The organism is Nocardiopsis valliformis DSM 45023 (assembly GCF_000340985.1).
Classification (GTDB): Bacteria; Actinomycetota; Actinomycetes; order Streptosporangiales; family Streptosporangiaceae; genus Nocardiopsis; species Nocardiopsis exhalans.
In genome coordinates this window covers 1-23,235 of sequence record NZ_ANAZ01000044.1, presented here as the reverse complement: position 1 = coordinate 23,235, position 23,235 = coordinate 1, and the positions used below count along the sequence as shown (strand labels likewise).

The 23,235-nt window shown below is 69.4% G+C and carries 24 protein-coding genes and 1 pseudogene; 18 read left to right on the top strand and 7 right to left on the bottom strand.

Annotated elements, in window-relative coordinates:
• Positions 1–160 precede the first annotated feature (160 nt).
• Positions 161–1,681, top strand: coding sequence for an aldehyde dehydrogenase (NADP(+)) (locus D457_RS0128180; RefSeq protein ID WP_083926890.1), 1,521 nt, complete (start codon positions 161–163; stop codon positions 1,679–1,681).
• A 61-nt stretch (positions 1,682–1,742) separates the two neighbouring features.
• Here the strand turns inward: D457_RS0128180 and D457_RS0128175 are convergent, their stop codons facing one another.
• The gene (locus D457_RS0128175) at positions 1,743–2,369 is read right to left on the bottom strand and encodes a hypothetical protein (RefSeq protein ID WP_017584019.1); all 627 of its coding nucleotides are present in this window, start codon (positions 2,367–2,369) and stop codon (positions 1,743–1,745) included.
• A gap of 186 nt (positions 2,370–2,555) precedes the next feature.
• Between D457_RS0128175 and add the strand changes: the two genes are divergently transcribed.
• Positions 2,556–3,620 (top strand): adenosine deaminase, encoded by a 1,065-nt coding sequence (gene add / locus D457_RS0128170; RefSeq protein ID WP_017584018.1) that lies wholly within the window; start codon positions 2,556–2,558, stop codon positions 3,618–3,620.
• A gap of 40 nt (positions 3,621–3,660) precedes the next feature.
• On the opposite strand, the gene D457_RS0128165 is transcribed toward add, so the two are convergent.
• On the bottom strand, positions 3,661–4,728 hold the full coding sequence (locus tag D457_RS0128165; protein WP_017584017.1) for a DUF418 domain-containing protein: 1,068 nt from the start codon (positions 4,726–4,728) through the stop codon (positions 3,661–3,663).
• A 411-nt stretch (positions 4,729–5,139) separates the two neighbouring features.
• On the opposite strand from D457_RS0128165, the gene D457_RS0128160 reads away from it, so the two are divergent.
• The gene (locus D457_RS0128160; RefSeq protein ID WP_039831991.1) at positions 5,140–6,207 is read left to right on the top strand and encodes a GntR family transcriptional regulator; all 1,068 of its coding nucleotides are present in this window, start codon (positions 5,140–5,142) and stop codon (positions 6,205–6,207) included.
• A gap of 83 nt (positions 6,208–6,290) precedes the next feature.
• On the opposite strand, the gene D457_RS0128155 is transcribed toward D457_RS0128160, so the two are convergent.
• Positions 6,291–6,941: a TetR/AcrR family transcriptional regulator gene (locus D457_RS0128155; protein WP_017584015.1), complete on the bottom strand. Its 651-nt coding sequence runs from the start codon at positions 6,939–6,941 to the stop codon at positions 6,291–6,293.
• Between the two features lie 83 nt (positions 6,942–7,024).
• Between D457_RS0128155 and D457_RS0128150 the strand changes: the two genes are divergently transcribed.
• The 6 genes from D457_RS0128150 to D457_RS35150 all read left to right on the top strand — a co-directional run bounded on the left by D457_RS0128150 (position 7,025) and on the right by D457_RS35150 (position 12,012).
• Entirely contained in the window at positions 7,025–7,972 is a 948-nt protein-coding gene (locus D457_RS0128150; RefSeq protein WP_017584014.1) for an NAD(P)-dependent alcohol dehydrogenase, read from the top strand.
• Between the two features lie 140 nt (positions 7,973–8,112).
• Positions 8,113–8,547, top strand: coding sequence for a DUF6326 family protein (locus tag D457_RS0128145; RefSeq protein ID WP_017584013.1), 435 nt, complete (start codon positions 8,113–8,115; stop codon positions 8,545–8,547).
• A 26-nt stretch (positions 8,548–8,573) separates the two neighbouring features.
• A complete protein-coding gene (locus D457_RS0128140; protein WP_017584012.1) occupies positions 8,574–8,906 on the top strand; it encodes a PadR family transcriptional regulator in 333 nt (110 codons plus the stop codon).
• Positions 8,907–8,935: 29 nt separating this feature from the next.
• Positions 8,936–9,562 carry an HAAS signaling domain-containing protein gene (locus D457_RS37855; protein WP_394297053.1) on the top strand — a complete coding sequence of 209 codons (627 nt, stop codon included), beginning with the start codon at positions 8,936–8,938 and terminating at the stop codon, positions 9,560–9,562.
• A complete protein-coding gene (locus D457_RS0128135) occupies positions 9,543–10,985 on the top strand; it encodes an NF041680 family putative transposase (RefSeq protein ID WP_017584011.1) in 1,443 nt (480 codons plus the stop codon). Before D457_RS37855 ends, D457_RS0128135 begins: the two co-directional genes overlap by 20 nt.
• Positions 10,986–11,140: 155 nt before the next feature.
• Positions 11,141–12,012 (top strand): IS5 family transposase gene (locus D457_RS35150; protein WP_394297054.1). Its coding sequence is split into 2 segments (ribosomal slippage): positions 11,141–11,510 and positions 11,510–12,012, totalling 873 coding nucleotides; the frame shifts between segments, so codons are not numbered across the junction.
• Between the two features lie 15 nt (positions 12,013–12,027).
• On the opposite strand, the gene D457_RS0128120 is transcribed toward D457_RS35150, so the two are convergent.
• Complete coding sequence (locus D457_RS0128120; protein ID WP_017584008.1) at positions 12,028–13,161, bottom strand: CapA family protein; 1,134 nt, start codon at positions 13,159–13,161, stop codon at positions 12,028–12,030.
• 860 nt (positions 13,162–14,021) lie between these two features.
• Here D457_RS0128120 and D457_RS0128115 point away from each other — a divergent pair.
• The 3 genes from D457_RS0128115 (at position 14,022) to D457_RS0128105 (ending at position 17,053) form a co-directional block, all read left to right on the top strand.
• Complete coding sequence (locus D457_RS0128115) at positions 14,022–15,077, top strand: chaplin family protein (protein WP_026117112.1); 1,056 nt, start codon at positions 14,022–14,024, stop codon at positions 15,075–15,077.
• Positions 15,078–15,296: 219 nt separating this feature from the next.
• Positions 15,297–16,181, top strand: a complete 885-nt coding sequence (locus D457_RS0128110; protein ID WP_017584007.1) for an SURF1 family cytochrome oxidase biogenesis protein — start codon at positions 15,297–15,299, stop codon at positions 16,179–16,181.
• A 47-nt stretch (positions 16,182–16,228) separates the two neighbouring features.
• Entirely contained in the window at positions 16,229–17,053 is an 825-nt protein-coding gene (locus D457_RS0128105) for a class I SAM-dependent methyltransferase (protein ID WP_017584006.1), read from the top strand.
• 61 nt (positions 17,054–17,114) lie between these two features.
• Here the strand turns inward: D457_RS0128105 and D457_RS0128100 are convergent, their stop codons facing one another.
• Complete coding sequence (locus D457_RS0128100; RefSeq protein ID WP_017584005.1) at positions 17,115–17,657, bottom strand: RNA 2'-phosphotransferase; 543 nt, start codon at positions 17,655–17,657, stop codon at positions 17,115–17,117.
• A gap of 218 nt (positions 17,658–17,875) precedes the next feature.
• Here D457_RS0128100 and D457_RS0128095 point away from each other — a divergent pair, with 218 nt between their 5' ends.
• Together D457_RS0128095 and D457_RS0128090 are read left to right on the top strand one after the other, a co-directional pair.
• A complete protein-coding gene (locus tag D457_RS0128095) occupies positions 17,876–18,691 on the top strand; it encodes a TIGR02452 family protein (protein ID WP_017584004.1) in 816 nt (271 codons plus the stop codon).
• 89 nt (positions 18,692–18,780) lie between these two features.
• Positions 18,781–19,230, top strand: a complete 450-nt coding sequence (locus D457_RS0128090) for a GNAT family N-acetyltransferase (protein WP_017584003.1) — start codon at positions 18,781–18,783, stop codon at positions 19,228–19,230.
• 27 nt (positions 19,231–19,257) lie between these two features.
• On the opposite strand, the gene D457_RS0128085 is transcribed toward D457_RS0128090, so the two are convergent.
• Positions 19,258–19,878, bottom strand: a complete 621-nt coding sequence (locus D457_RS0128085; protein ID WP_017584002.1) for a MerR family transcriptional regulator — start codon at positions 19,876–19,878, stop codon at positions 19,258–19,260.
• A 102-nt stretch (positions 19,879–19,980) separates the two neighbouring features.
• Here D457_RS0128085 and D457_RS0128080 point away from each other — a divergent pair, with 102 nt between their 5' ends.
• Positions 19,981–20,961, top strand: a complete 981-nt coding sequence (locus tag D457_RS0128080) for a hypothetical protein (RefSeq protein WP_152514396.1) — start codon at positions 19,981–19,983, stop codon at positions 20,959–20,961.
• Positions 20,962–21,289: 328 nt separating this feature from the next.
• On the top strand, positions 21,290–21,541 hold the full coding sequence (locus D457_RS0128075) for a Smr/MutS family protein (protein WP_017584000.1): 252 nt from the start codon (positions 21,290–21,292) through the stop codon (positions 21,539–21,541).
• A gap of 9 nt (positions 21,542–21,550) precedes the next feature.
• On the opposite strand, the gene D457_RS0128070 is transcribed toward D457_RS0128075, so the two are convergent.
• The gene (locus tag D457_RS0128070) at positions 21,551–21,982 is read right to left on the bottom strand and encodes a DUF5946 family protein (RefSeq protein ID WP_039831993.1); all 432 of its coding nucleotides are present in this window, start codon (positions 21,980–21,982) and stop codon (positions 21,551–21,553) included.
• A 154-nt stretch (positions 21,983–22,136) separates the two neighbouring features.
• On the opposite strand from D457_RS0128070, the gene D457_RS33640 reads away from it, so the two are divergent.
• Together D457_RS33640 and D457_RS33635 are read left to right on the top strand one after the other, a co-directional pair.
• On the top strand, positions 22,137–22,865 hold the full coding sequence (locus D457_RS33640) for a GNAT family N-acetyltransferase (RefSeq protein WP_204367482.1): 729 nt from the start codon (positions 22,137–22,139) through the stop codon (positions 22,863–22,865).
• Between the two features lie 74 nt (positions 22,866–22,939).
• Positions 22,940–23,235, top strand: a pseudogene (locus tag D457_RS33635) (hypothetical protein); the annotation flags it as partial.

Below are 23,235 nucleotides of genomic sequence, written 5' to 3'. Positions count from 1 at the left end.
CGCGTCTTTTGTCTGTTGTGTCGCTCGGTGCCACACAGTGTCGCCGTGGGTAGTCGAGTAGTCGCATTTTGAATGGTGTGCCGTGCCGAACAGAAGGGGCCATGGCATCGTGGGGCCTGTGCCCGACGCAGTGCACGCACCCCTCCAGGAGGTTCTGGACATGACCACCGAAACCCCACGCGTCCCCTCGGCCCCTGACGCCGCAGCGGAAGAGCTCCGCGAGACCACACCCGAGGAACTCGACGCCGTACTGGAGCGCGCGGCCGCCGCGGCCCCGCTCTACGCCGCCCTGCCCGCCGCCGAACGCGCCAGCGCGCTGCGGACCGTGGCCGACGCCCTGGACGGTGCGGCCGACCGGCTCGTCCCCGTCGCGATGGCCGAGGCCCACTACCCCGAAGCGCGATGCCGGGGCGAGCTGGGCCGGACCACTTTCCAGCTCCGCCTGTTCGCGGACGTCCTGGGGGAGGGCGAGTACCTGGAGGCGATGATCGACCCGGCCGACCCGGACTGGGGCACGCCGCGGCCGGACGTGCGGCGCCTGCTGGTCCCGCTGGGCCCGGTGGTGGTGTTCGGGGCCAGCAACTTCCCCTTCGCCTTCTCCACGGCCGGCGGCGACACCGCCTCGGCCCTGGCCGCGGGCTGCCCGGTGGTGGTCAAGGCCCACCCCGGCCACCCGGAGCTGGCCCGCCTGACCACTGAGCTGGTGGTGGCCGCACTGTCCGACGCCGGAGCGCCTGAGGGTGTGTTCGCACTGGTGAGCGGGTTCGAGGCGGGCAAGCGCGCGGTCACACACCCGCTCACGCGGGCGGTGGGCTTCACCGGTTCTATCCCCGGTGGGCGCGCCCTGTACGACCTCGCGGTCTCGCGTCCGGAGCCCATCCCGTTCTACGGGGAGCTCGGCAGCGTCAACCCGGTGTTCGTGACCCGCGCGGCGATGTCCGCCCGGGGCGGGGAGATCTTGGAGGGCTACGCGGGTTCGGCCACGATGGGCTCAGGCCAGTTCTGTACCAAGCCCGGGGTGGTGTTCGTCCCCGAGGGCGCCAAGCTAGACGCGCTGGTCGCCGACTTCGAGGGCCGGGCCGCAGCCCCGCTGCTCAACGACCGGGTGGGTGAGGGGTTCGTCCGCGGGCTGAAGGCGCTGAGCGGTCATCCGGCCACGGAGGTACTGGTCAGAGGCCGGCAGATCGTCGAGGGTGTTGAGGGTGCCGAGGGCTGGTCACCGAGCCTGCTGCGCACCGATCTCGACTCCCTGCTGGAGCACTCCGAGGACCTGCTGGCCGAGTGCTTCGGGCCCGCCACCCTCGTGGTCTCCTACCCCGACGAACGCCGTCTGCTGGAGGTGGGCGGGGTACTGCACGGCCAGCTCACCGTCACCGTCCACGGCGAGGAGGAGGATCCGATGGCCCCGGCGCTGCTGGCCCTGGGCGCTTCGCTGGCGGGGCGGGTGATCTGGAACGGCTGGCCGACCGGGGTAGCGGTCACCCACGCGATGACCCACGGGGGCCCCTACCCGGCGACGACCGCGCCCCTGCACACCTCGGTGGGCACTACCGCGATCCGCCGGTTCCTGCGGCCGGTCACCTACCAGTCGGTGCCGCAGCCGCTGCTGCCCCCGGAACTGAGGGACGGCAACCCGCTTGCTGTCCCCCGAAGGGTCAACGGCGGGCTGCCGTCGGAGTGAGTCTTCCGGTCCCTGCGGGCCTGGTCGGCTGGTGTTCTCGGATGCCGGGCCGGCCGGGCGCTCAGCCGTTCGCGGCGTCGTAGCTCTCACGGAACGCCTTGAAGCGTGCGTGCTGCGTCTTGGCGTGGGAGTAGACGAGGGTGAAGACGATGAGGAACCCGAAGGCGGGCGTGAGCTGGATCAGGTTCCGGGGGTCGAATCCGGGGCCGATGACGTCGGCCATGGGGAGGAGGGCGACGAATGCCAGGCCGACGACCAGTCCGGTCAGGGAGTATGCGGGGTTGCTGCTGTGCACGAGCCGGTCGGACAGCCGGCGGGCCAGGCGGTTGGTGGCCGGGTCCGGACCGAGTTCCCCGGAAGCGGCCTGGAGCTTGGCCGAGGCGTACCGGATCGGGTCGGTCTCCCCGCTCTCGGGCAGTGCCCTCGCGTGGAAGTACATGGGCAGCCCGACCAGCAGGGCACCGACAAGCGTCGCGCCCAGGATCCCGATCAGGGTCCAACCCGGAATGCTGCCCGGAACGGCCAGGGACGGCGAGGCGGCGGTAGCGGCGAGCAACACGGTGCCCGCAGCGGCCAGGGCCGCGCCGCGGACGGCGTAACCACCGGGGCTGCTCCGCGCGTAGATCTGGGTCCGGGCGCCGAGGATCTGGGAGCCGGTGGGACGGGGAGCGGTGGGCTGGGTGTTCATGATCTGGGCCTTCGTCTCGGGGGGCGTGCCGCTGGGCTAGTGATCCCCAAGCTATGGAGAAGGCCTCCGGTCACACCATGCTCTTTGGTCAGCACCTCGTGGCGGAGTTCCCCAACTTTCGTCAGGTTGCCCACCTCGGACCCCCTGCGGTGGCCACCGGTCGCCCCGCGCTTTTAGGTTGGCGCTATGAACCAGAACTTCCCGACCCTCGACTCCCAGGCCTCCGCCGGACCGCTCGTCGCTCCGCCCGCCGGCCAGCTCATCCGGGATCTGCCCAAGGTCGAGCTGCACGTTCACCTCGAGGGCTCAATGCCCGCCGACACCCTCTTCGAACTGGCCAAACGGCACCGGGTTGAGGGCATCCCGGACACCCTGGAGGAGCTCCGGGAATGGTACGCCTTCACCGACTTCCCGCACTTCGTCGAGGTCTACCTGGCCTCGGTACGCACGCTCCGGGACGAAGCCGACTTCGCCCTGCTGACCTCGGTCGTCGCCGAACGGCTGGTCGCCCAGAACGTGCGCTACGCGGAGGTGCACGTGAGCCTGTACACCCACCTGATGCGCGGGGTCCCGGCGAAGGTGGTCTTCGACGGGATCGAGCAGGCTCGCAGGGAGGCCGAACGTGAGCACGGCATCCAGCTGAGGTGGATCCCCGACTTTCCCGCCGACTTCGGAGTCCAGACTGCGGAAGAGACGGTCGAGGCGGTGCTCCGGGACGGCCCGCCGAGCGTGGTGGGGTTCGGGGTCGGCGGGGTGGAGACCCCGCTCGGGCAGTATGCGGAGGTGTTCGGCCGGGCTCGGGCGGCCGGACTGGCCAGCCTCCCGCACGCGGGTGAGCAGGCCGGGCCGGAACGGGTCCGGGAGGCGCTGGACCTGCTGGGAGCAGAGCGGATCGGGCACGGCATCGACACGATGAAGGACCCCGAGCTGTTGGATCGGCTGGTGGACGCGCAGGTTCCGGTGGATGTCAGCCCCACCTCCAACATCTGCACGCGTGTGGTGGACCGGATCGAGGACCACCCGCTGCCCGCCATGCTCGATTCGGGGCTGCTGGTCACCCTCAACAGCGACGACCCCACCCTGTTCGGCAGCGACCTGACCGGTGAGTACGAGATCGCGCACGACCTGGTGGGGTCGGACGGGCTGGTGCGGCTGGCCCGCAACGGTGTGCACGCCTCCTATCTGGGCGCGGCCCGCCGTCGTGAGCTGCTGGCCGAGATCGACGCGGTGGCCGCGCGGCACGGCCTGTAGGCGTGGTCGGCCCGTAGGCGAGCTTCGACCTGTAGGTGCCTTACGAGCGGTAGGTGATACGGCGCAGCGCGACCTCGGCCGGTCCTCGCATGTTTCGGCGACGCATGAGATCGGCGAGGACCACCGTGGTCAGCCACACGGCTACTGCGATACCCACGGCCAGGGCCGGAGAGGTGAGCTGGAAGTGGAGCGTGTAGGAGGCGAACAGCGCCGCCCACACCACCGACTGCGCCAGGTAGAAGGTCAGGGACCGCTGCCCCAGCGCCTCCAGCGCGTCGGTGATCGGGCCCCGTCGGTCGGACAGGCGCACGGCGATCAGCGCGATCAGCGCCGCGTAGCCGAACCCGGCCGCGTAACCGGTGACCTGGTGGAGTCCGCCGGCGATCAGGGCATCCAGCGGGGAGTATCCGGGCCAGGCCTCGGCCTTGATTAGGGCGAGGGGCAGACCGCCCAGCACCCCCAGGGGCAGGCCGACGAAGGCGGCGCCGCGGAGCAGCGTCAGGTGCTGCCGCGGCTCCTCCAACACACGGTGGCGCGCGGCCAGGATCCCCACGAGGAAGGGGACGACGGTGCTGATGACCATGACCGGAAGGATCATCGCGTAGATGGTCAGGCGGATGACGAGTTCTTCCATGAACCCGTCGCCCATCGGTGGGAAGACGCTCTGACCCGTCGTGGCCTGTTCAGCGGCGACCAGTGCCTGGAGGGTCGCGCCCAGGGGCAGCCAGATCACGGTCAGGATGACGAGAGTGCGGTCACGGAACCGCAGTACCCCGACGAAGATCAGCGCCAGCAGTCCGTACACGGCCAGGATGTCGCCGAAGAACAGCAGCGCCGCGTGCACCACGCCGAAGACGATCAGCCATCGGCTCCGGCGGCGTAGCAGGGCGCGCACCCAGGGCCATTCGTGACCCTGTTCGGTCCGGCGGCGGTAGATCTGGGCGAGGCCGTAGCCGAAGAGCGCCGCGAACATGGGATAGGCGCGGAGCTCGACGAACATGACGTTGCCCGCGGTGGCGATGCGGTCTGCGGTGGACTGGACGACCTCCCCGCCGCCGATCATCACGCTGAAGACGTGCGCGTGCGCGAGTGCGATGAACAGGAGCATCACACCCCGGGCCAGGTCGGGTGCGAGGGACCGGCGGTTGAGCGGGAGCGCTCTGGTCGCGGTGGCCGGAGTGGGGGCCCGGTCGTGGGGGTGTGGGTCATAGTGGCCTCCGGGGCCGTGGGTTCGAAGAACGGGTGAGACGTTGTACGCGTCTTGAGTCCCGGGTGGTGCGCTTTCGGGTGATGCGGATCGTGCGTACAGAATAAACATAGATTCTGGGCCTTGAAAACCCTTATTTGCTGGTACTTTTTGAGATTGAGCACTAGTGCACTAGGAGTGTGTGGTGGTGATTAGGTCGTTCCCGGGGGTGCAGTCGTCGGGGTGCTGGGGGTTTCGGTGTGCGCGGGTGCACTAGTACGCTGAACCTTCGGAGTGCAAGAATTCCGGGCGGGTTCGGAGCGGAGGGCACGGATGGCATCGCACACGGGCGGGGAACTCCCCCCGTACGCACGGGTTGTCGCGGACATCCGGGCGCGCATCGCTGGGGGAGAGCTGCAGCCGGGGGACCGAGTGCCCTCCACCCGGGAGATCACGCGGGAGTGGGGGGTGGCCATGGCCACCGCCACCAAGGTGCTCTCCGCACTACGCCAGGAGGGTCTGGTGGTAGCGGTGCGCGGGGTGGGCACCGTGGTCCGCGGGGACGCCGGGGTCGCCCCGGTGACTCCTGAGCCCTCGCGGCGCTCCTCAAGTCAGCCGCCGCACCGGGGGCACTCCGAAGCGGAGGCGATGCGTGCCCGCCTGCACTCGGCGGTCGAAGGTGAGGGCCGTCCAGCACCCGACACCGCTCTGACCCGTGCGGCCATCGTCCGGGCGGCGATTGCCGTCGCCGACGCGGAAGGGCTCGGCGGTCTGTCCATGCGCAGGATCTCCACCGAGCTCCGGGTGAGCACCATGGCGCTGTACCGCCACATCGACAACAAGGACGAACTGCTGCGGGAGATGCTCGACGAGGTCTACACCGAGGTGGAGCTGCCCGACCCGGTTCCCTCGGATTGGCGACAGGCCGTCGAAGTGCTCCAACAGCGGGAGTGGGTCGTCTACCGTGCCCATCCGTGGATCGCCACGCTGCTCACGGTCACCCGGCCGATCATGTCCGAGAAGGTCATGGCGTACGGCGAGTGGATCATGGGGCTGCTTATCGACCGGGGCTGCTCACCCGATGACGCGCTGCGGATCATCACCATCCTCAGCGCCTACATTTCTGGCATGGCGCTGCAGGTCGCACAGGTCAAGGAGATGGAGCGCGAGACGGGGGCGGACTCCCTGGACTTCTGGTTGGGCAAGGGGGCCGAGCTCGTGTTCGACCAGAGCCGTTACCCGAACATGTCCAAGGTTTCCGCCCCGCCCGAGTTCGATATCGACCGGACCTACGCCCTCGGGATGGAGCATCTGCTCGAGGGCCTGGCGCCCCTGGTTGAGTCCGGAGGATCGTCGGGGAGCGGGGAACCAAGGGAGCAGCAGGGGTCCCAGGAGACATGAGCCGGGGCCGACCCGTACGGATCGGCCCCGGCAGGACCTTCGAGCCCCGGCGCTCGGCCCGGTGATGGGCTGCCGGTGCCGCCTTAGGTCCGCTGGGCGGCGAGCCGCTGCTCCAGCTGGTCGAGGAGCAGTGCCAGCCCGTAGGTGAACTCGTCGCCGTAGGCGTACTCCTTGCCCACGACCAGCTCGGTGACGAGTTCCGCCAGGTGGGGGTACTCGTCGGCGGGCAGAACGAAGTCCGCCACGAACCCCTCCGCTCCCTCGTCCGGGGTGAAGGGCAGGTTCAGTTCGGTCAGCACGAACCCGTAGACGTAGGAGTCGATCGCCGAGAAGGCGTGCGCCGCCAGGGCAACCGGGAAGCCGTTGCGGCGCAGGCACCCGAGCACTGTGTCGTGGTGGCGCAACAGCGCCGGGCCGGGGGAGCTTCGGGACTCGATCAGCCCCAGGGCCCACGGGTGCTGGGACAGCACGTCACGGGCCGAGGCGGCCCGGTCGGTCATGGCCCGCCGCCAGGGGTCGTCGAGGGTCGGCAGTTCGATCCCGGCGAAGATCCAGTCCGCCAGCCCGTCGAGGAGGTCCTCCTTGCCCGCGACGTGGTGGTAGAGCGACATCGCCTCGACCCCGAGCTCCCTACCGACGTTGCGCATGCTCACCTTGGCGAGCCCACCGCGGTCGGCGGTGCCGACCGCCGCCGTGATCACGCGTGAGCGGTCCAGAGCTGGGCGTTCGACCATCACTACCTCACAGAACCTTGTGGACTTACACCTGTAAGAGTATCGTTCCGGAACAAGAGACTTACAGTCGTAAGGGAGAGCTCATGAAGGCCGCGGTCGTTGAGAGGTACGGGGCACCCGAGGTCGTCCGCCTCACCGAGCTGCCCACACCGGAGCCACGGCCCGGGGAGGTCCGCGTGCGGGTCGTCGTCACGGCCGTCACCGCGGGGGACGCCAGGATTCGCGGCGCCCGGTTCCCCAAGGGGTTCGGGCCCGCGGCCAGGCTGGCGTTCGGAGTGAGGGGTCCCCGGGTCAGGGTTCTGGGCAACGTGTTCTCCGGCGTCGTCGACGCGGTCGGCGCGGGGGTCACCGGCCTCTCCACCGGGGACCAGGTGTGCGGTATGACCGGGATGAGGATGGGGGCGCACGCGGAGTACGTGGTGGTAGCGGCCGAGCGCGCTGTGCGCAAACCCGCCGGGGTGTCCCACGAGGACGCGGCCGGGGTGCTCTTCGGCGGGACCACCGCCCTGCACTTCCTGCGCGACAAGGCGGACCTGGAAGCGGGCGCCTCCGTGCTCGTCAACGGGGCCTCGGGGGCGGTCGGCACCAACGCCGTACAGCTGGCCCGGCACTTCGGAGCGACGATCACCGCCGTCACGAGCACACGCAACCTGGAGCTGGTCACCGAACTGGGCGCCGACCGGACCGTGGACCACACGGTCACCGGGCTGGGTTCCCTGACCGACCGGTTCGACGTCGTGCTCGACACGGTCGGCAACCTCTCCCCCGCCTCCGGCCGCAGGCTCCTCAACGACGGCGGCGTGCTGCTACTGGCCGCGGCCAGCCTGTGGGACATCGTGCGGGCCCGCGGGAACGTCCGGACCGGCTCCGCACCCGAGCGGGCCGAGGACTTCGTGTACCTGCTGGGGCTGGTGGCCGACGGCGGCCTCACCTCGGTCAACGACAGGACCGAGGGCCTCGGGGAGATCGTGGCGGCCTACACCAGGGTCGACTCCGGGCACAAGGTCGGCAACATCCTGGTCCGACCGTGAGATGAGCGCGGCGAAGCGGCCGCGACCCTTACCGCCCTTGTCTTTGCTTCCGCACCGCCCGCTCTTTAGCACGTTGCCATACCATGAAGTGTGCCGCACACCATAGTGTGATGTCAGGCCTCTCGAAGGGAAGTGCCGCCATGACCGCCCTCACCGAGACCGCACCCGACCGCAGGGTCGTCCTGTCGACCCTCTGGATCGTTCTGGTGCTCAACTACCTCTACTGCGACGTGCTCGTACTCCACGACCCCGAGCACCTGGAAGCGATTCGTTCGGGGGTGGTCGCGGGCATCGAGTTCACCCCGGGGTTCCTCGTGGGCGCCGGCCTGCTGATGCAGATCCCGATCCTGATGGTCCTGCTGTCGCGGGTGCTGCGCCGACGCGTGAACCGCTGGGCGAACATCGTCGCTGCGGCCGTGATGGCCGTCGTGCAGGTGTCCACGCTGTTCCTCGAGGGGACCCCGGCCCCGGTCTACGTGTTCTTCTCCGTGATCGAGATCGCGCTGCTGCTCGTCGTCATCGGCTATGCGGTGACCTGGACCCGCACCGAGACCGCGAAGGTGCCGCAGTGGTAGACGGGAAACCAGCGGGCGGGGAGCGGGTGGACGAGGAAACACTCACCAACCTGCGTCTGGAGCTCCGGCGTGGGACGGTCGTCCTCGCCTGTCTGGTGCTCCTCACCCGGCCGAACTACGGTTACTCGCTCCTCAAGGCACTGGAGGGCGCCGGGTTCGACGTCGACACGAACACCCTCTACCCCCTGCTGCGCCGCCTAGAGAAGCAGGGGCTGCTGACCAGCGAGTGGAACACGGACCAGTCCCGTCCGCGCAAGTTCTACGCCACCAGCTCCGAAGGGTCGGCGATCGCCGAGGCGCTCACCCTTGAATGGGACGACCTGGACACGGCATTCAAGAACCTGGCGGGGACTCCATGACGACGCCGTCCACTCTCACCGGCCGCTAGGTGGCCGAGACCCTGCACGGACTGCCCCGACGCCAGCGCGGGGACATCGAGGCGGAGCTGCGCGCACTCGTCGCCGACGGCGTCGAGGACCGGGGCAAGACCGGGGCCGACCCCGTCACCGCCGAACGCGAGGTCCTCACCGAACTCGGGGCACCGAGGCGCCTGGCCTCCGGTTACGCGGACCGGCCCCTCTTCCTGATCGGCCCGGATCTCTACCTCGACTACGTGCGCGTGCTGAAGGCGCTGCTGTCGACGCTCGTGCCGCTCTGGTTCGTGATTTCTGTGCACGGCCCTGTTCACGGACGGCGCCCCGCCCCTGCAGACCTTCGGTGCGGCGCTGTACGGCATCGTCGCCGTGGAACGCTCCCCCTCCGCACGCTCCAGGCGCGCCACGGCCTGGGACCCGTCCTCACCGCGCGAGCTCCCGAACCGGCGCGGCCACTTCCGAGGACTCGTCCTGGGCGCCGTGCTCCTAGCTTGTTGTTTAACCTCGGCCCGTGGCCCGGACACCCCTCCGGCCACGGGTTTTGTCATTGCCCCGACAACAGCAACGGCCGTCCCCCATGCTTCGAGATGTCGAGTCACGAAGTACGAAGGAACGGCCGCTATGAACAGTCTTGCCGATGACGCCGCCCACGTCGAGTCGTTGACCGCCTTGTCCCGGTTCCGGAGCGAGTTCCACGGCTGTCTGCCGCGCCGGTCAGACGCCCTGTTCGAGCTGTGCGACGCGATGCTGTGCTCGGACAGTCCCGTCACCTCCCTACCCGAGCTGACCCTGACAGCTGAGCACCAGCGCGGCCACGGCGCGATGTACGACGCCCTCAACCACGGCCGCCTCGATATCGGCCGACTACGCTGGTCCCTGGCCGCGCTCCCGCTGCCCCGGGCCGCCGACGGCCGCATCGTGCTGGCCGTGGACGTCTCGCCCTGGCTGCGCCCCGACGCGCCCACCAGCCCGGACCGGCTGTTCTGCCACATCCACGGCCGCGCGAAGAACCAGGCCCAGCTCATCCCGGGCTGGCCCTACTCCTTCGTCGCCGCCCTGGAGACCGGGCGCACGTCCTGGACCCAGGTCCTGGACGCCATCCGTCTGGGCCCGGCCGATGACGCCACCGCCCTCACCGCGACCCAGCTGCGCGAGGTGGTGGGCCGCATCATCACCGCCGGGCACTGGGCTCCAGACGACCGGGACATCTTGATCGTCATGGACAGCGGCTACGACGTGTGCCGCCTGGCGTTCGTCTTGGCCGACCTGCCCGTGCAACTGGTGGGCCGCCTGCGTTCGGACCGCGTCATGCTCGGGCCCGCGCCGCCCTACCATCCCGGCCCCCGCGCGGGCAGGCCCCGCAAACACGGCCCCGCTTTCACCCTGGCCAAGCCCGACAGCTGGCACAACCCTGACCAGGCCACCATCACCGACACCACCCGCTACGGCAAGGCTGAGGTGATGGCCTGGGAGCGGATGCACCCCCGCCTGTCCCATCGGGGTCCCTGGCTGGACCACGAGGGTGAGCTCCCGATCGTGGAGGGCACCCTGGTGCGCCTGCGGGTCGAGCGTCTGCCCGGCGATGGCGACCCCAAGCCGGTGTGGCTGTGGTCCTCGGCCACCGGGGTGGACGCCGAGCATGTGGACCGGCTCTGGCAGGCGTTCCTGCGCCGTTTCGACCTGGAGCACACCTTCCGCCTGTTCAAGCAGACCCTGGGCTGGACCACTCCTCGGGTCCGCTCGCCCGAGGCGGCCGATCGGTGGACGTGGCTGGTGATCGCCGCCCACACCCAGCTGCGGTTGGCCCGCCCGCTCGTTGAGGACCTGCGCCGCCCTTGGGAGCGGGCGGCCAGGCCGGGCAGGCTCACCCCGGCCCGGGTACGGCGGGGGTTTCGCCACCTCCGGGCGAGGGTGGTCTGTCCGGCCAGTGCGCCAAAACCCTCCCGGCCCGGCCCTGGTCGCCCGTCCGGGGTGAGGAACCGTAACCGGGCGCCTCGGCACGAGGTCGGAAAAACCGTCAAAAGGGCTGTGACGCTGACAGAGCACAGGAACCAAACAGGTTAAACAAAAAGCCTAGGGCCTGTTTGGAAACACGTCGATACAGGGCAAGTGGCATGGAAACGGTAACCACGGGCGCGTCGCCCAGCGCATAAGCGAAGCCTTCGGTAGAGGAGTCAACGACCAAGAAGACCGAGCCCACCGAAGGCTTCGCTGCGACTCTGCCCAAACCAGGGCGCGGTGACCTCACCGACGCCCAATGGGCGCTCCTGGAACCACACTTGCCCACCCCGAGCACGGGTCGCCCGCCCTCGCGGTCCAAACGCCAACTGATCAACGGCATCCGCTGGAGGACCCGGGTCGGAGCCCCCTGGCGGGAGATGCCCGAACGCTACGGCCCCTGGAAGAGCGTCTACGACCTCTTTCGCCGCTGGAGCCGCAACGGCACCTGGGCGCAGATCCTAGCCTCTTTGCAGTCGGTGGCCGACGCGTCGGGCCTGATCACCTGGCAGGTCAACGTCGACTCCACCATCGTGCGTGCCCATCAGCACGCTGCCGGGGCCCAGAAAAAGGGGAAGGTCCAGGTCACGAAAGGGTCGAGCCCGACGATCACGCCTTGGGTCGCTCACGCGGTGGGTGGACCACGAAGATCCACCTGGCCTGTGATCAGGGCCAAAAACCCCTGGCGGTGGTGATCACGACCGGTCAGCGAGGAGACGCACCGCAGTTCGAGCCGGTGAGGGAGCGTATCCGGGTCGTCGGTTGTGGTCGGGGTGGGCCTGCGCGCACCGGTCCGGTACGGGTGCGTGCCGATAAGGCCTACAGCTCTAAGGGAATCTGTTCCTACCTGTGCAGACGCAAGATCAGAGCGACCATCCCCGAGTCTGCTGACCGGGTGCGTAACCGTAAGCGCAAAGGGAGGTGGGGTGGGCGCCCGCCAGCCTTCGACAAGGTCGATTATCGGGCTCGGCACGCGGTGGAGTGCGGGATCAACCGGCTCAAACGCAATCGGGCGGTGGCCACGCGCTATGACAAGCTCGCGCTTCGCTACGAGGCCACCGTCCAGATCGCTGCCATCAACGAATGGCTCTGACTATCCAAACAGGCCCTAGGCGGGTGAGTCGGCGAGCGGCAGACCGCACTCCTGGCGCATGTCCACCCAGGTCTGGTGGGCCTGCTCGGCGGCCTCTCCCTCGTAGGGGACCGGGACACCGCCCTGGATCTGCGCCGGGGCCCAGTCGGCCTCCAGGACGCGGCCCTGGTCGAAGGTCAGGGTCAGCACACCGGTCTCGGCGGTCGGCCCGTTGAAGTTGTAGAACACGAAGTTGCTCAGGCCGTAGTGCACGTAGGCGTTGCCCTGGAAGCCGCCGGGGGAGAGCACGTGCGCGTGCCCGCCGACCACGGCGGTGGCGCCCGCCGCGATGAGGTCATCGGCCAGCTCGGGCGCGTGCGGGAGCGGGCAGTGCGCGCCCTCCAGCCCCCAGTGCAGGAACACCACGACGTTGTCGTGCTCGTCAGCGGCTTGGGAGACCGCCTGGAGCATGCGGTCCTTCATCTCGAACTTGGTGGAGGCCAGACCGGGCTTGCCCTCGCCCGCGGTCCACGCGGGGATGAGGTGGTCGTCGAGCACGTCGGTGGCGCCGAACATGGCCACGCTCTGGCCGTTGACCTCGGCCACGTGCGGCGCGTAGGCCTGGTCGATGTCGCGGCCCGCACCCACGAGCGCAACGGGTGAGGCGTCTCCGTTGTCGAGGGTGTCCAGCAGACCGTCCTCGCCGAAGTCCATGCCGTGGTTGTTGGCGACGGTGGCCACGTCCACGCCGGCGGCGTCCAGCGCCTCCAGCGCGCTGGCGGGCGCACGGAAGACGAAGTCCTTGCCCGGGATGGGGGTGCCGCCCTCGGTGACGGCGGTCTCCAGGTTGACCATGGCGAGGTCGGCGGCGGAGAGCTGTTCGGAGATGGGGGCGAGGGCGGTGGCGGGATCGTCCAGCCGGGGGCGGAGCATGCCCTCGAACATCACGTCACCGCCGAAGGCGATGGTGAGGGGCTCCGAGGCGGCCTCGGCCGAGGCCTGGACCTCGACGTTCCCCTCGCTCTCCTCGGTGTCCGGGGCGATGGCCCCTTCCTCGAGCTGGTCCGGATCGTCGGCCGTGGAACAGGAGGCGACGAGGGTGAGCGCGAGGGTCGCGGCACCGGCCGCGAGGATCCTGCGTGTACGTGGGCGTGGGCGTTCGGGGTTCATGCATGCTCCAGTGGGGCGGGGGGAATCAGCAGGGCATGTCCGTCCTGTTGGACGCGGTCCCGCTGATCCCGGTTGGCCGTCGTGACTGGATGGATGCCTGGGGCAGGCTCCTGACCTGTCACCTTTCGTTCACCCTCCGCGCTTCGTGGCGCTCGGGAGGGGCGTGGGAGGAGTGTGGATCGGATGTGCGGTGTTGGCGGGGCCCTGACCTCGGGTTGACCCGACAGGCATCAGAGTATGCGCTCCTGACCAGCTGTTTTGTTGATTTCACCGGTTACGGCACGTCGTCGCGGGCCGGCTGGTAGGGGCGGCGGTCCGACAGTGGAACTATTCGGGCATAAAGTGCGTTCGGTTTACTTGTGGGCGCAGGGTATTAGGCGCCGAGGTGGTTTCGTAGAACTAATCTACGAAGTTCGTTAGTTGTCTTTCTCGGTCGGTCTCCGCGTGTGCTTTTTGCTTCCTATTGACACTAGGAGTTGCTGACCTGGAACTCTTTGTGCTTGCAAGTAAGTCTATGATCAGCTATTACTTCGCTCGGTAATTATGCATAAGCAGAACGTGTTCATGATCTGAGTAAACATTTCCGGAAAAGGCCTGCGTGGCTTCCAGGGCTGCTAACGTTTCGGTCCGTTGGCAGTTCGGTCCGGAAAGAACTCCGAAAGAGCCGAGCCGTCACCCTTGTTTGTTTGTGCGGGCCACCCCGCCGTCCCGGCGCTCTTCGTGGAAGAGCTCGCGTGGACGGGCCCGCTCACCGTGTGCACCGAGGCGACCGCACCGACGGCGCCGGCTTCGGTCACACGCAGTCGCGCCCCATGCGGCGCATCCCCTGGCAGTTCCTCGTGAAAGGTCCAAGCCGCACCATGCGAAACACGTTCCGTTACTCCTTCGCCACCGCACTGACCGCGGGGCTGGTGCTCGCGCCGTTCAGCGCCGCGTTCGCCAACCCCGAGACCGACGGCTCCGGAGGTGTGGGCAGCGGTAACCAGATCGTCGTCCCCGTCGACGTCGAAGCCAACCTGTGCGGTAACGCACTGGCCGTCCTCGGTATCTCCCAGGCCAAGTGCACCCAGGTCAGCGAGGTGCTCTACGAGAGCAGCGGCCAGGGCGGCGGCGCCACCACCGACGGCTCGGGCGGTGTGGCCAGCGGAAACCAGATCATCCTTCCCGTCGACGCCGCCATCGACGCCTGCGGCAACTCCGTCGCCGTGGCCGGGATCTCCCAGGCCGAGTGCGTGGAGGTGGTCGAGGCCCTGGAGGAGGAGTCCGAGGACGCCCCCAGCACCATGAGCGACGGCTCGGGCGGTGTGGCCAGCGGAAATCAGATCGTTGTCCCCGTCGACGCCGCCATCGACATCTGCGGCAACTCCGTGGCCGTCCTGGGCGCCTCCAGCGCCCAGTGCACCACGATCATCAACATCATCCAGGCCTCCCCGGACAACGAGGGCAACCAGGGCGACACCAGCACCGACGGTTCGGGTGGTGTGGCCAGCGGCAACCAGGTCGTGGTCCCGGTGGACGCGGCCGTGCAGATCTGCGGCAACGCGGTCTCCGTGCTCGGCATCGCCGAGGCCTCCTGCGTCGAGAAGATCTCCGACGGCGGCGACCCCGAGGACCCCAAGGACCCGAAGGACCCCAAGGACCCCAAGGACCCCGAGGAGGAGCCCGAGGACCCGAAGGACCCCAAGGACCCCAAGGACCCCAAGGACCCCGAGGAGCCGAAGAAGCCCGAGGAGCCCAAGGAGAAGGAAGAGGACGACAAGCCCGCCCCCAAGGAGCAGGCCAGTGAGGAGCTCGCCGTCACCGGTGGCGCTCTGGGCGGTCTGATCGCCGCCGCGGTGGCTGCCGTCGGCGCCGGTGGCGCCGGGCTGTACTTCGCCCGCAAGCGCAAGGCCGCTGCCGCCACCGCCGAGGACTAGGACGCGGTGATGCCCGGGCAGGGTGCGAGAACGCCCGGGCAGGGCGAGTGAGAGGTCCGTGACACGGGGCCGCTGGGGAGACCGGCGGCCCCGTCCGCGTGTCCGGGGGCGGGCAGAGGAGGAGGGAGTAGGGCGGAGAAGTAAGGACGGAGCCGCGGAGGAGTGCGCCGAAGCGGGGGCGGTGCGGGGTGGCCGGGAACGTCTCATAACCTCGGAGACGTGCTCAAAGTCCTGTTCTCCTCACGCATGATGGCCTTCCACGCGTTGGTCGTGATTCTTGTGCCCGCCTTCATCTGGTTGGGGTTCTGGCAGCTGGACCGGGCCGAGCAGCGCAGTGCCTCGGTCAACCTCCAGCGCGACAACGTCGCCGCCGAACCCGTGGCCGTCGACCAACTCGCCTCCGTGGGCTCAGACGTCGCCCCGGCCGACCGCTGGCGCACGGTCGAGGCCACCGGTACCTGGGACCAGGACAACGAGGTGCTGTTGCGCAACCGGGACAGCTCCCAGGGACACGGGGTGGGTTTCCACGTCCTCACCCCGCTTGTCACCGAGGACGGCACCGCGGTCCTGGTCAACCGCGGTTGGATCGAGCGCGGTGAGAACGCCCAGGACACCCCCGACGCGCCGCCGGTCCCCGAGGGCGAGGTCGAGGTGACCGGGCGCCTGCACTTCGGCGAGACCGAGGAGAACACCGGGCTGCGCAACCGCGACGGCATGCCCGAGGGCCAGATCATGTTCGTCGACGTGGACCTGCTGGCCGCGGAACTGCCCTACCCGATCTACGGCGGGTACGTGGAGCTCACCGCCCAGGACCCCGTGCCCGAGCAGGCCCCCGAGCGGGTCGCCCTGCGCGAGGAGAACATCGGGATGAGCGCCTCGTACGCCTTCCAGTGGTGGGTGTTCACCATCGTGGTGGTCGTCGGCTGGGTCGTCCTCGTCCGCCGTGAGCTGCGCGAGGCCCGCGAGTCCGGCGGGGAGAGCGCTGACAGCGGTGGCCAGGGTGGGCACGGCGACGGCGGTGCTGGCGAGGCGGGGGGCGGAAACGGCCCCGCCAACGGGGAGACTGGGAACGGATCCGCGGAGCGGGTCCAGCAGACCCACTAGGGCGTGGCCGTCGAACCCGCCCTTCCCCGGCCCGGCTTAGGAGCAGCGTGTACGACGAGATGGACTATCCGGCGCCCGGTCGGGTGGAACGGCGCGCTGTGGCGGGCCCGGAGAGTGCCCGGGCCGGTCGCCTGTGGTGGGACGGTGCCGCCGACGCCTACCAGGCCGAGCACGGAGACTTCCTGCGCGATGTCGGTTTCATCTGGTCGCCCGAGGGGGTGGACGAGGCCGACGCGCGGCTGCTCGGCGACGTGAGCGGGAAGCGGATCCTGGAGGTCGGCTGCGGGGCAGGCCAGTGCGGCCGCTGGCTGCGCGCCGAGGGCGTGCGCGAGGTGGTCGGGTTCGACCTGGCCCTGCGGCAGCTCCAGCACTCGCGGCGGATCGACGAACAGTCCGGGCACCGGCTGCCCGCCGTCCAGGCCGACGCCCAGCGGATGCCGTTCGCCACCGGCTCCTTCGACGTGGTCTTCTCCGCCTTCGGGGCCTTCCCGTTCGTGCCCGCGGCCGAGACCGCGCTGGCCGAGGCGGGGCGCGTACTCAGGCCCGGCGGGCGGTTCGTGTTCTCGGTGACCCACCCGATCCGGTGGTGCTTCCCGGACGACCCCAGCAAGCGCGGGATGACCGTCAAGCAGTCGTACTTCGACCGTCGGGCCTACGTGGAGGAGGACGACGCGGGCCGGGCGGTCTACGTCGAACACCACCACACGGTGGGCGACTGGCTGCGGGGGATCGTGGCTGCGGGGCTGCTGCTCCAGGACCTGGTCGAGCCGGAGTGGCCCGAGGGGAACAAGCAGGTGTGGGGCGGCTGGGGGCCGGTGCGCGGCCGGATGATCCCGGGGACGGCGATTTTCTCAGCGGTCAAACCGGGGTAGCTGGGGCCGGTCCGTCGAGCCGGTTCACGGGGTGAACCGTGATCCGGTCCGCGGGGTGGGTTCAGCCGATCAGGTACTCGGGCGGCACGGACTCGGCCAGCCACACTCCGTTCCCGGTGACCCGGAATTCGTGGCCGTCGGCGTGCATGCGCGCGGAGTCCACGCTGAGGACCACCGGCGACCCCCGGCGCGCGCCCACCTTGCGGGCGGTCTCTTCGTCCGGAGACAGGTGTACGTGGTGGCGGTTCATCGGGCGCAGCCCTTCGCGGTGGATCGCGGACAGGAACCGGCCCACGGTGCCGTGGAAGAGCCGGTGGGGCGGTGCGGCCGGCTCCAGGGACAGGTCCACCCGGACCGAGTGCCCCTGCTGCGCGCGCACGCGCAGCCCGTCCGGGCTGAGGGCGAAGCGTTTCTTGTCGTTGGTGTCGATGATCTCCCGCAGCCCCTCGGGCGTGAGGGGCACTTCGGCGCGGCGGCATCCGGAGACGAGGGCGTCGACCTCGACCCAGCCCTGCGGGGCGAGCCGGATCCCGGCCCTGGCCGGATCGTGGCGCAGGACCAGGGAGAGGAACTTGGAAGCGCGAACGATCTCCTTGTTGTTCATGGCCCCGATGATCCTGCCCGGGGCCCGCGTGTTCCAGGGGTTTTCCACGGCGGGAGGACGGGGCTCCGCGGAAGGTTCCGTGGGTCGGGTTCCAATGGGTCGGGTTCCAGTGGGTTCTGCACAGGTACGAAATCCTCTTGGGAGCGGGTGGCGCGGGGCGGTAGCTTCGTGCGCCTGGGGCGTTTCTGCCAGAATCCGCCCCGAGAGAGGAGCCCCCTGTGTCCCAGCGGTTGCGTGAGGTCTGGAACCAGACCCGTGAGGCCTACGAGCACGAGAGCTACCGCGTGGACGGTCGGAAGGTCGACCTGTCCGAGCCGTTGGCGGCGATGCGGGAGGGCACCCGGCTGCACCTTCCCGACGAGATTGCTGAGCTGGGCGCGCCCCCGGGTAGGCGCGACACCCGGTTCGAGGTGACCGGTGAGAGCACCCTGGCGGCGGCGCGGCGGTTGGTCGCGCAGGAGCCGGGCCGGGTGGCGGCGCTGAACTTCGCCTCCGCCCGCAAGCCCGGCGGCGGTGTGGTCAACGGGGCGAAGGCACAGGAGGAGAGCCTGGCCAGAGCCGGCGCGCTCTACGACTCCCTGATCCGCTGCCCGGAGTTCTACGATCACCACGTGGCCAACCGGAGCCTGCTCTACACCGACCGGGTGATCTGGTCGCCGAGCGTCCCGGTGTACCGCGACGACCGAGCCGGGTGGCTGCCCGAGGCAGTGGCGGTGGACTTCCTCACCGCGGCCGCGCCCAACCTGCGGATGATCGAACGCAACCAGCCCGAACTCCGCCTCCTGGTTCCGGAGACCCTGGACCGGCGGGCCCGCGCGGTGCTGGCCGTGGCGGCCCACCACGGCGCGGAGCGACTGGTGCTGGGGGCCTGGGGCTGCGGGGTCTTCGGCAACCGCCCGGCGGCGGTGGCTGCGGCATTCGGCAGGCACTTGCTGGAGGGGGAGTTCGCGGGGGTGTTCGAGCGGGTGGTGTTCGCCGTCCTGGACCGGGACGAGGCGGTGCGCCGGCCCTTCGAGGAGAAGTTCGGCGGCTGACCCGAGGCGGGGACCTTGGCGGGGCGGGGCCCGGTGGGGCCTCGAAAGGTGGGTACCGTGCACGGAGAACGGGCGACGGGGGATAGTGGATGACCGACATGAGGATCAGGGCCGCGGTGCCGCAGGACCACGCGCGGATCCTGCGGGTGTGCGACCAGTGGTGGGGCAAGCCGGTCACGAACCTGCTGCCCCGGCTCTTCCTCGACCACTTCCACACCACCAGCCTCATTGCCGAGGCCGACGGCGAGCTGGCCGGTTTCCTGGTGGGCTTCCCCTCTCCGGCCCGCCCCGACGAGGCCTACGTGCACTTCACGGCGGTGTCCCCGGACTTTCGCGGTGCGGGGCTGGGCCGGGAGATGTACCGCTGGTTCACGGAGGCCGCCAGGCGGAGCGGACGTTCGGTGGTCCGGGCGGTCACCTCACCGGGCAACGACCGTTCGATCGCCTTCCACCGGTCCCTCGGGTTCACCGTGACCGGACCGCACGCGGACCACGACGGCCCCGGTGTGGACCGGATGTGCTTCGAACTGCGGCTTTGAGCGCGGGGATCGGGGTCGGCCGGGTGCTCATACCCCGTAGCGCCGGTGGGCCTCGCTGGCCTGGGCCATGCGGCGCAGGGCGGCCAGGAAGCGTTCGCCCAGGACGGTACCGACCAAGACGGTCTTGAGGATTTCGTCCAGTTCGGCGAGATTCCCGATGTAGTAGTGGTCGCGGTGGGCGACGTCGTCGGCGGCGCGCGCGTAGCCGTCGATCCACTCCTGGTCCGGGACGAGGCCCGCGCTGTGCAGCGCGGAGAGCACCCGTGCCAGTTCCTCGCGCAGGGGTGAGCCCGGGTGGACGTACCAGCCGTGCCGCTCGGCCAGGGCGTCGACCTCGGCGAGTGCGGCCTCGGTGGGTTCGGGGTCGCCGGTGATGGGGTGGACGGCCCTGAGGGTGATGTCCATGAGGCCGTTGAGGTTGGCCTCGTCGCTGTCGATCGCCTGGAGCACGTCCCGGGTTCCGGCCACGGAGAGTCCGCCGACCTCGGTGAGGGCGCTGACGAGGCGGAGCCGGTTCAGGTGGCTCTCGTCGTAACGGGCCTGGTTGGGGCTGGTGAGTTCGCCCCGGTGTAGGAGGCCTTCCCGCAGGTAGAACTTGATGCTCGGTACGGGTACTCCTGAGCGCTGGCTCAGTTCCGAGATGCGCATGCCGTCCCTTCGAGCGCGGGGCCTCTTGTGCCCGCGCGCCACATTATGGATAGTGAAGGTATCTATAGCGGATAGTCAAACTATCCATTTGAGGGGTTTCCCGTGTTAACGCTCTCTACCTCCTACTCCTGGCACCGTCCGCTCATGCTGACCGTGTACCTGTGCGTCCTGTTCCTTGCCGCCAGTGTGGTCGGCCTGACCCTCGACGACCGCCTGATCAACGGCGAGGCGGCCTGGTTGAAGCCAGCGAAGTTCTCGGTGTCGATCATCGTCTACAACCTCACCATCGCCTGGCTGCTCTCCCTGCTCACCCGCTGGCGGCGCACCGGCTGGTGGCTGGGCACGGTGATCGCCGCGATGTTCGTGGGCGAGATGGTCCTGATCATCACCCAGGTCGTCCGGGGGCAGATGAGTCACTTCAACACCGCGACCCCGCTCGACGCCGCCGTCTACGCGGCCATGGGCGGCATAATCACCGCTCTGTGGGTCGCGACCTTCGTTCTCGGCGTGATTCTGATGTTCCAGCGCATCCGCGAACGCTCCACGACCTGGGCGATCCGCATCGGGGTGGCGGTCGCGCTCCTGGGTATGGCGGTCGGTCCGCTGATGATCGCCCCGACCCCGGCCCAGATCGAGGGATTCGCCGACGGAAACGCGGACGTCGTCGGAGCGCACACTGTGGGCCTGGCCGATGGTGGACCGGGCCTGCCCCTCGTCGGCTGGAGCACCGTCGGCGGAGACCTCCGTGTGGGCCACTTCATCGGTATGCACGGCCTCCAGGCCATGATCCTGCTCGCACTGGTCCTGGTCGCCCTGGCTGCCCGGTACCCGCGCCTGAGCGACGACGACACCCGCCGCCGTCTGATCGTGGTCGCCGGACTCTCCTACACGGGCCTCACAGTGCTCACCGTCTGGCAGGCCCTGCGCGGTCAGTCCGTGGTCGCGCCCGACGGCCTCACCCTCGGTGTCGCCGGAGCCCTCGTCCTGTTGACCGCACTGGGCCTGGCCTGGGCCCTGCGCACCCCGTCCGAGCGGGAGCCAGCACAGGAGGACAGGCGAGAAGGGGCCGCGCTCCCATCCTGACTGTGCCGTGGCCCTTCACGCTCGCTTGCGGAACAGTGGCGGCAGCCGTAGCGGTGGCGACGGTGGTGGTAGCGGCGGCCCCTGTTCTGGACAGCGCCCGGCCCCGGGACCTGGGGCCTGCCGTTCTGAGGCCTTCCGTGGGTGAGGGTCTCCGGGGCGGGTTCGGTCCCCCACCTGCAAATGATCTTGCTACCAGGAGCGAAATCGGCGCCGAACTTGCTCCTGGTAGCAAGATCATCGCGGATGAGCGGGGCGAGGACCAAGGTGCGTGCGTGGGACCGCGCTCGGGAGGTTGTATAGCATCCGGGAAACCGGAGGAGGACGAAGAGTGCGGCTCAAGCTCGATCTGCATGACATTTTCAACAAGGGCCGGAGCATCGACCAGGCCCTGAACGACATCATGGACGAGGCCGAGCGCAAGAAGGCCAAGACCATCGAGATCATTCCTGGCAAGGGTTCCGGCCAGCTGAAGAAGCGGGTGCTGCGCTTCCTCGACCGCAAGGACGTCAAGGCCCGCTACCACCGCGTCGAGAAGGACTCCAAGAACTTCGGCAGACTGTTCGTCCACTTCAAGCACTGATCCGGAAGGTCAGGCGGACCAGGCTGCCAGAGTGGCCCGGGCCCAGGAACGGACGCGTTCGGGGTGGCCTCCGGCCGGGAAGCTACCGTCCACGGTGACCTCGGCGACGGTGAACGCGAACCCGCTGGGGACGTCTGCCCGGGCAGCGGGTGTGGTGTTCTCTCGTCGGCGGACCCGGTGAGAGTTGGCGCGGCGGGCGCGCTCGGTGAGCTTGCGGGAGGCCTCGGCGCCGTCCGTGACGTGGGTCCGCAGCAGTTCCAGCGGAAAGGCGTGTGTGCCCTCAGCCAGGGAGGCCGGGTGCTGGAGGCGGTAACAGGCGACGGCGATGCCGTGCAGCGGGCCCCACGGTTCCTGGCGGGAGTGGTCCAGCGCCAGCAGCCGCTGGAACAACTCCTCGCAAGGGGTGTCGCTCACCGCTCCGCACTGTGCACACGTGTCCATGCCGCGATACTCGCGCACGCGGCCCGGGAGGGCGAGCCGTTTTCCGCGGGCAGGGGCTCGGGAGTGAACTCGGGCCAGCGCCCCGGCAGACGGTTCGTCTACTTCAAGCACGGAGGGCATGCGATCGCTCGCTTTTCACGGCTACGTTGATGGTGTGGACGAGAGCAGAAGCACTCCCGGATCGAAAGAGATTGAGTTCCCGGCGCTCGACGCGGTGACCTCCGGAGCCGAGGAGAGCGCCGGAGTCCGCAGCTCGGTCGAGGTAGGGGCCGACGACTTCCTGAGCGCGGATGAACGCCGAGAGTTGGACGAGGCAATGCGGTTGGTCTATCGCGCGGGAGCATCCCAGGGCGTTATGGCCGAGAAGCAGGCGACCATCGAGACTGCGCGGCTGCGACTGGAGCCCCTGGAACCCGTGCACGCCGACGCCGTGGTGGGGCTGTTCACCGACCCGGTGATGAGCACCTACCTGGGCACGGACCTCTCCCAAGGTGGGCTGGCCCGGACGATGGTCGACAACCGCCTCACCTACGAGGGACCGCCCCAGCTCGGCCACTGGGCGATCATTCGAGGGGATCAGGTGGTCGGCCTCGCTCACCTGCGGCCTTCAAAGGAGCTCCCCGGAGGGCTGCCGGAGATCGGCTGGTACCTCGGCGCTTCGTACGGTGGCGCCGGTCTGGCGACCGAGGCGGCGTGGGCGCTGCTGCGCCACGGACTGGACGGGCTGAGGCTCGCCTCGGTCTGGGCCCTGGTACACGTGGACAACGCCCCGAGTCTGAACCTGGCCGCGCGGCTGGGCTTCCTCCAGGTGGGGAAAGGGCACCACTACAACGGCCCCCACCGCGTGCACGTCGCCCTCCCCGGCACCGCCTCGACGTGTTGACACCGCGCATCCAGGGTCCTTGACTCTCCCCCCCCGCCTCACCCCCCGAACCCCCAGAGCACCGGAGTGAACGTATGCGCCTCACCGGCCGTCCAGGGCCCATCGCGACCTGCCTTGCCGGGGTCGCCCTGGCGGTCACCGGCTGCTCGGTCGTCGAAACCGAGGAGTGGGATGTGGACGTCTCCGTCGGTGAGTTGTCCCCGGCCCCCTTCGGCACACGCGTCGACCACAGCCTCGTGTGGACCGGTGCGGAACTGTTCGTCTGGGGCGGGAGCAGCGAGGGGCAGCAGCGCTTCCACGCCGACGGCGCCGCCTACTCCCCGGACACCGACTCCTGGCACACGGTCGCGGATCCGGACCTGGAAGCGCG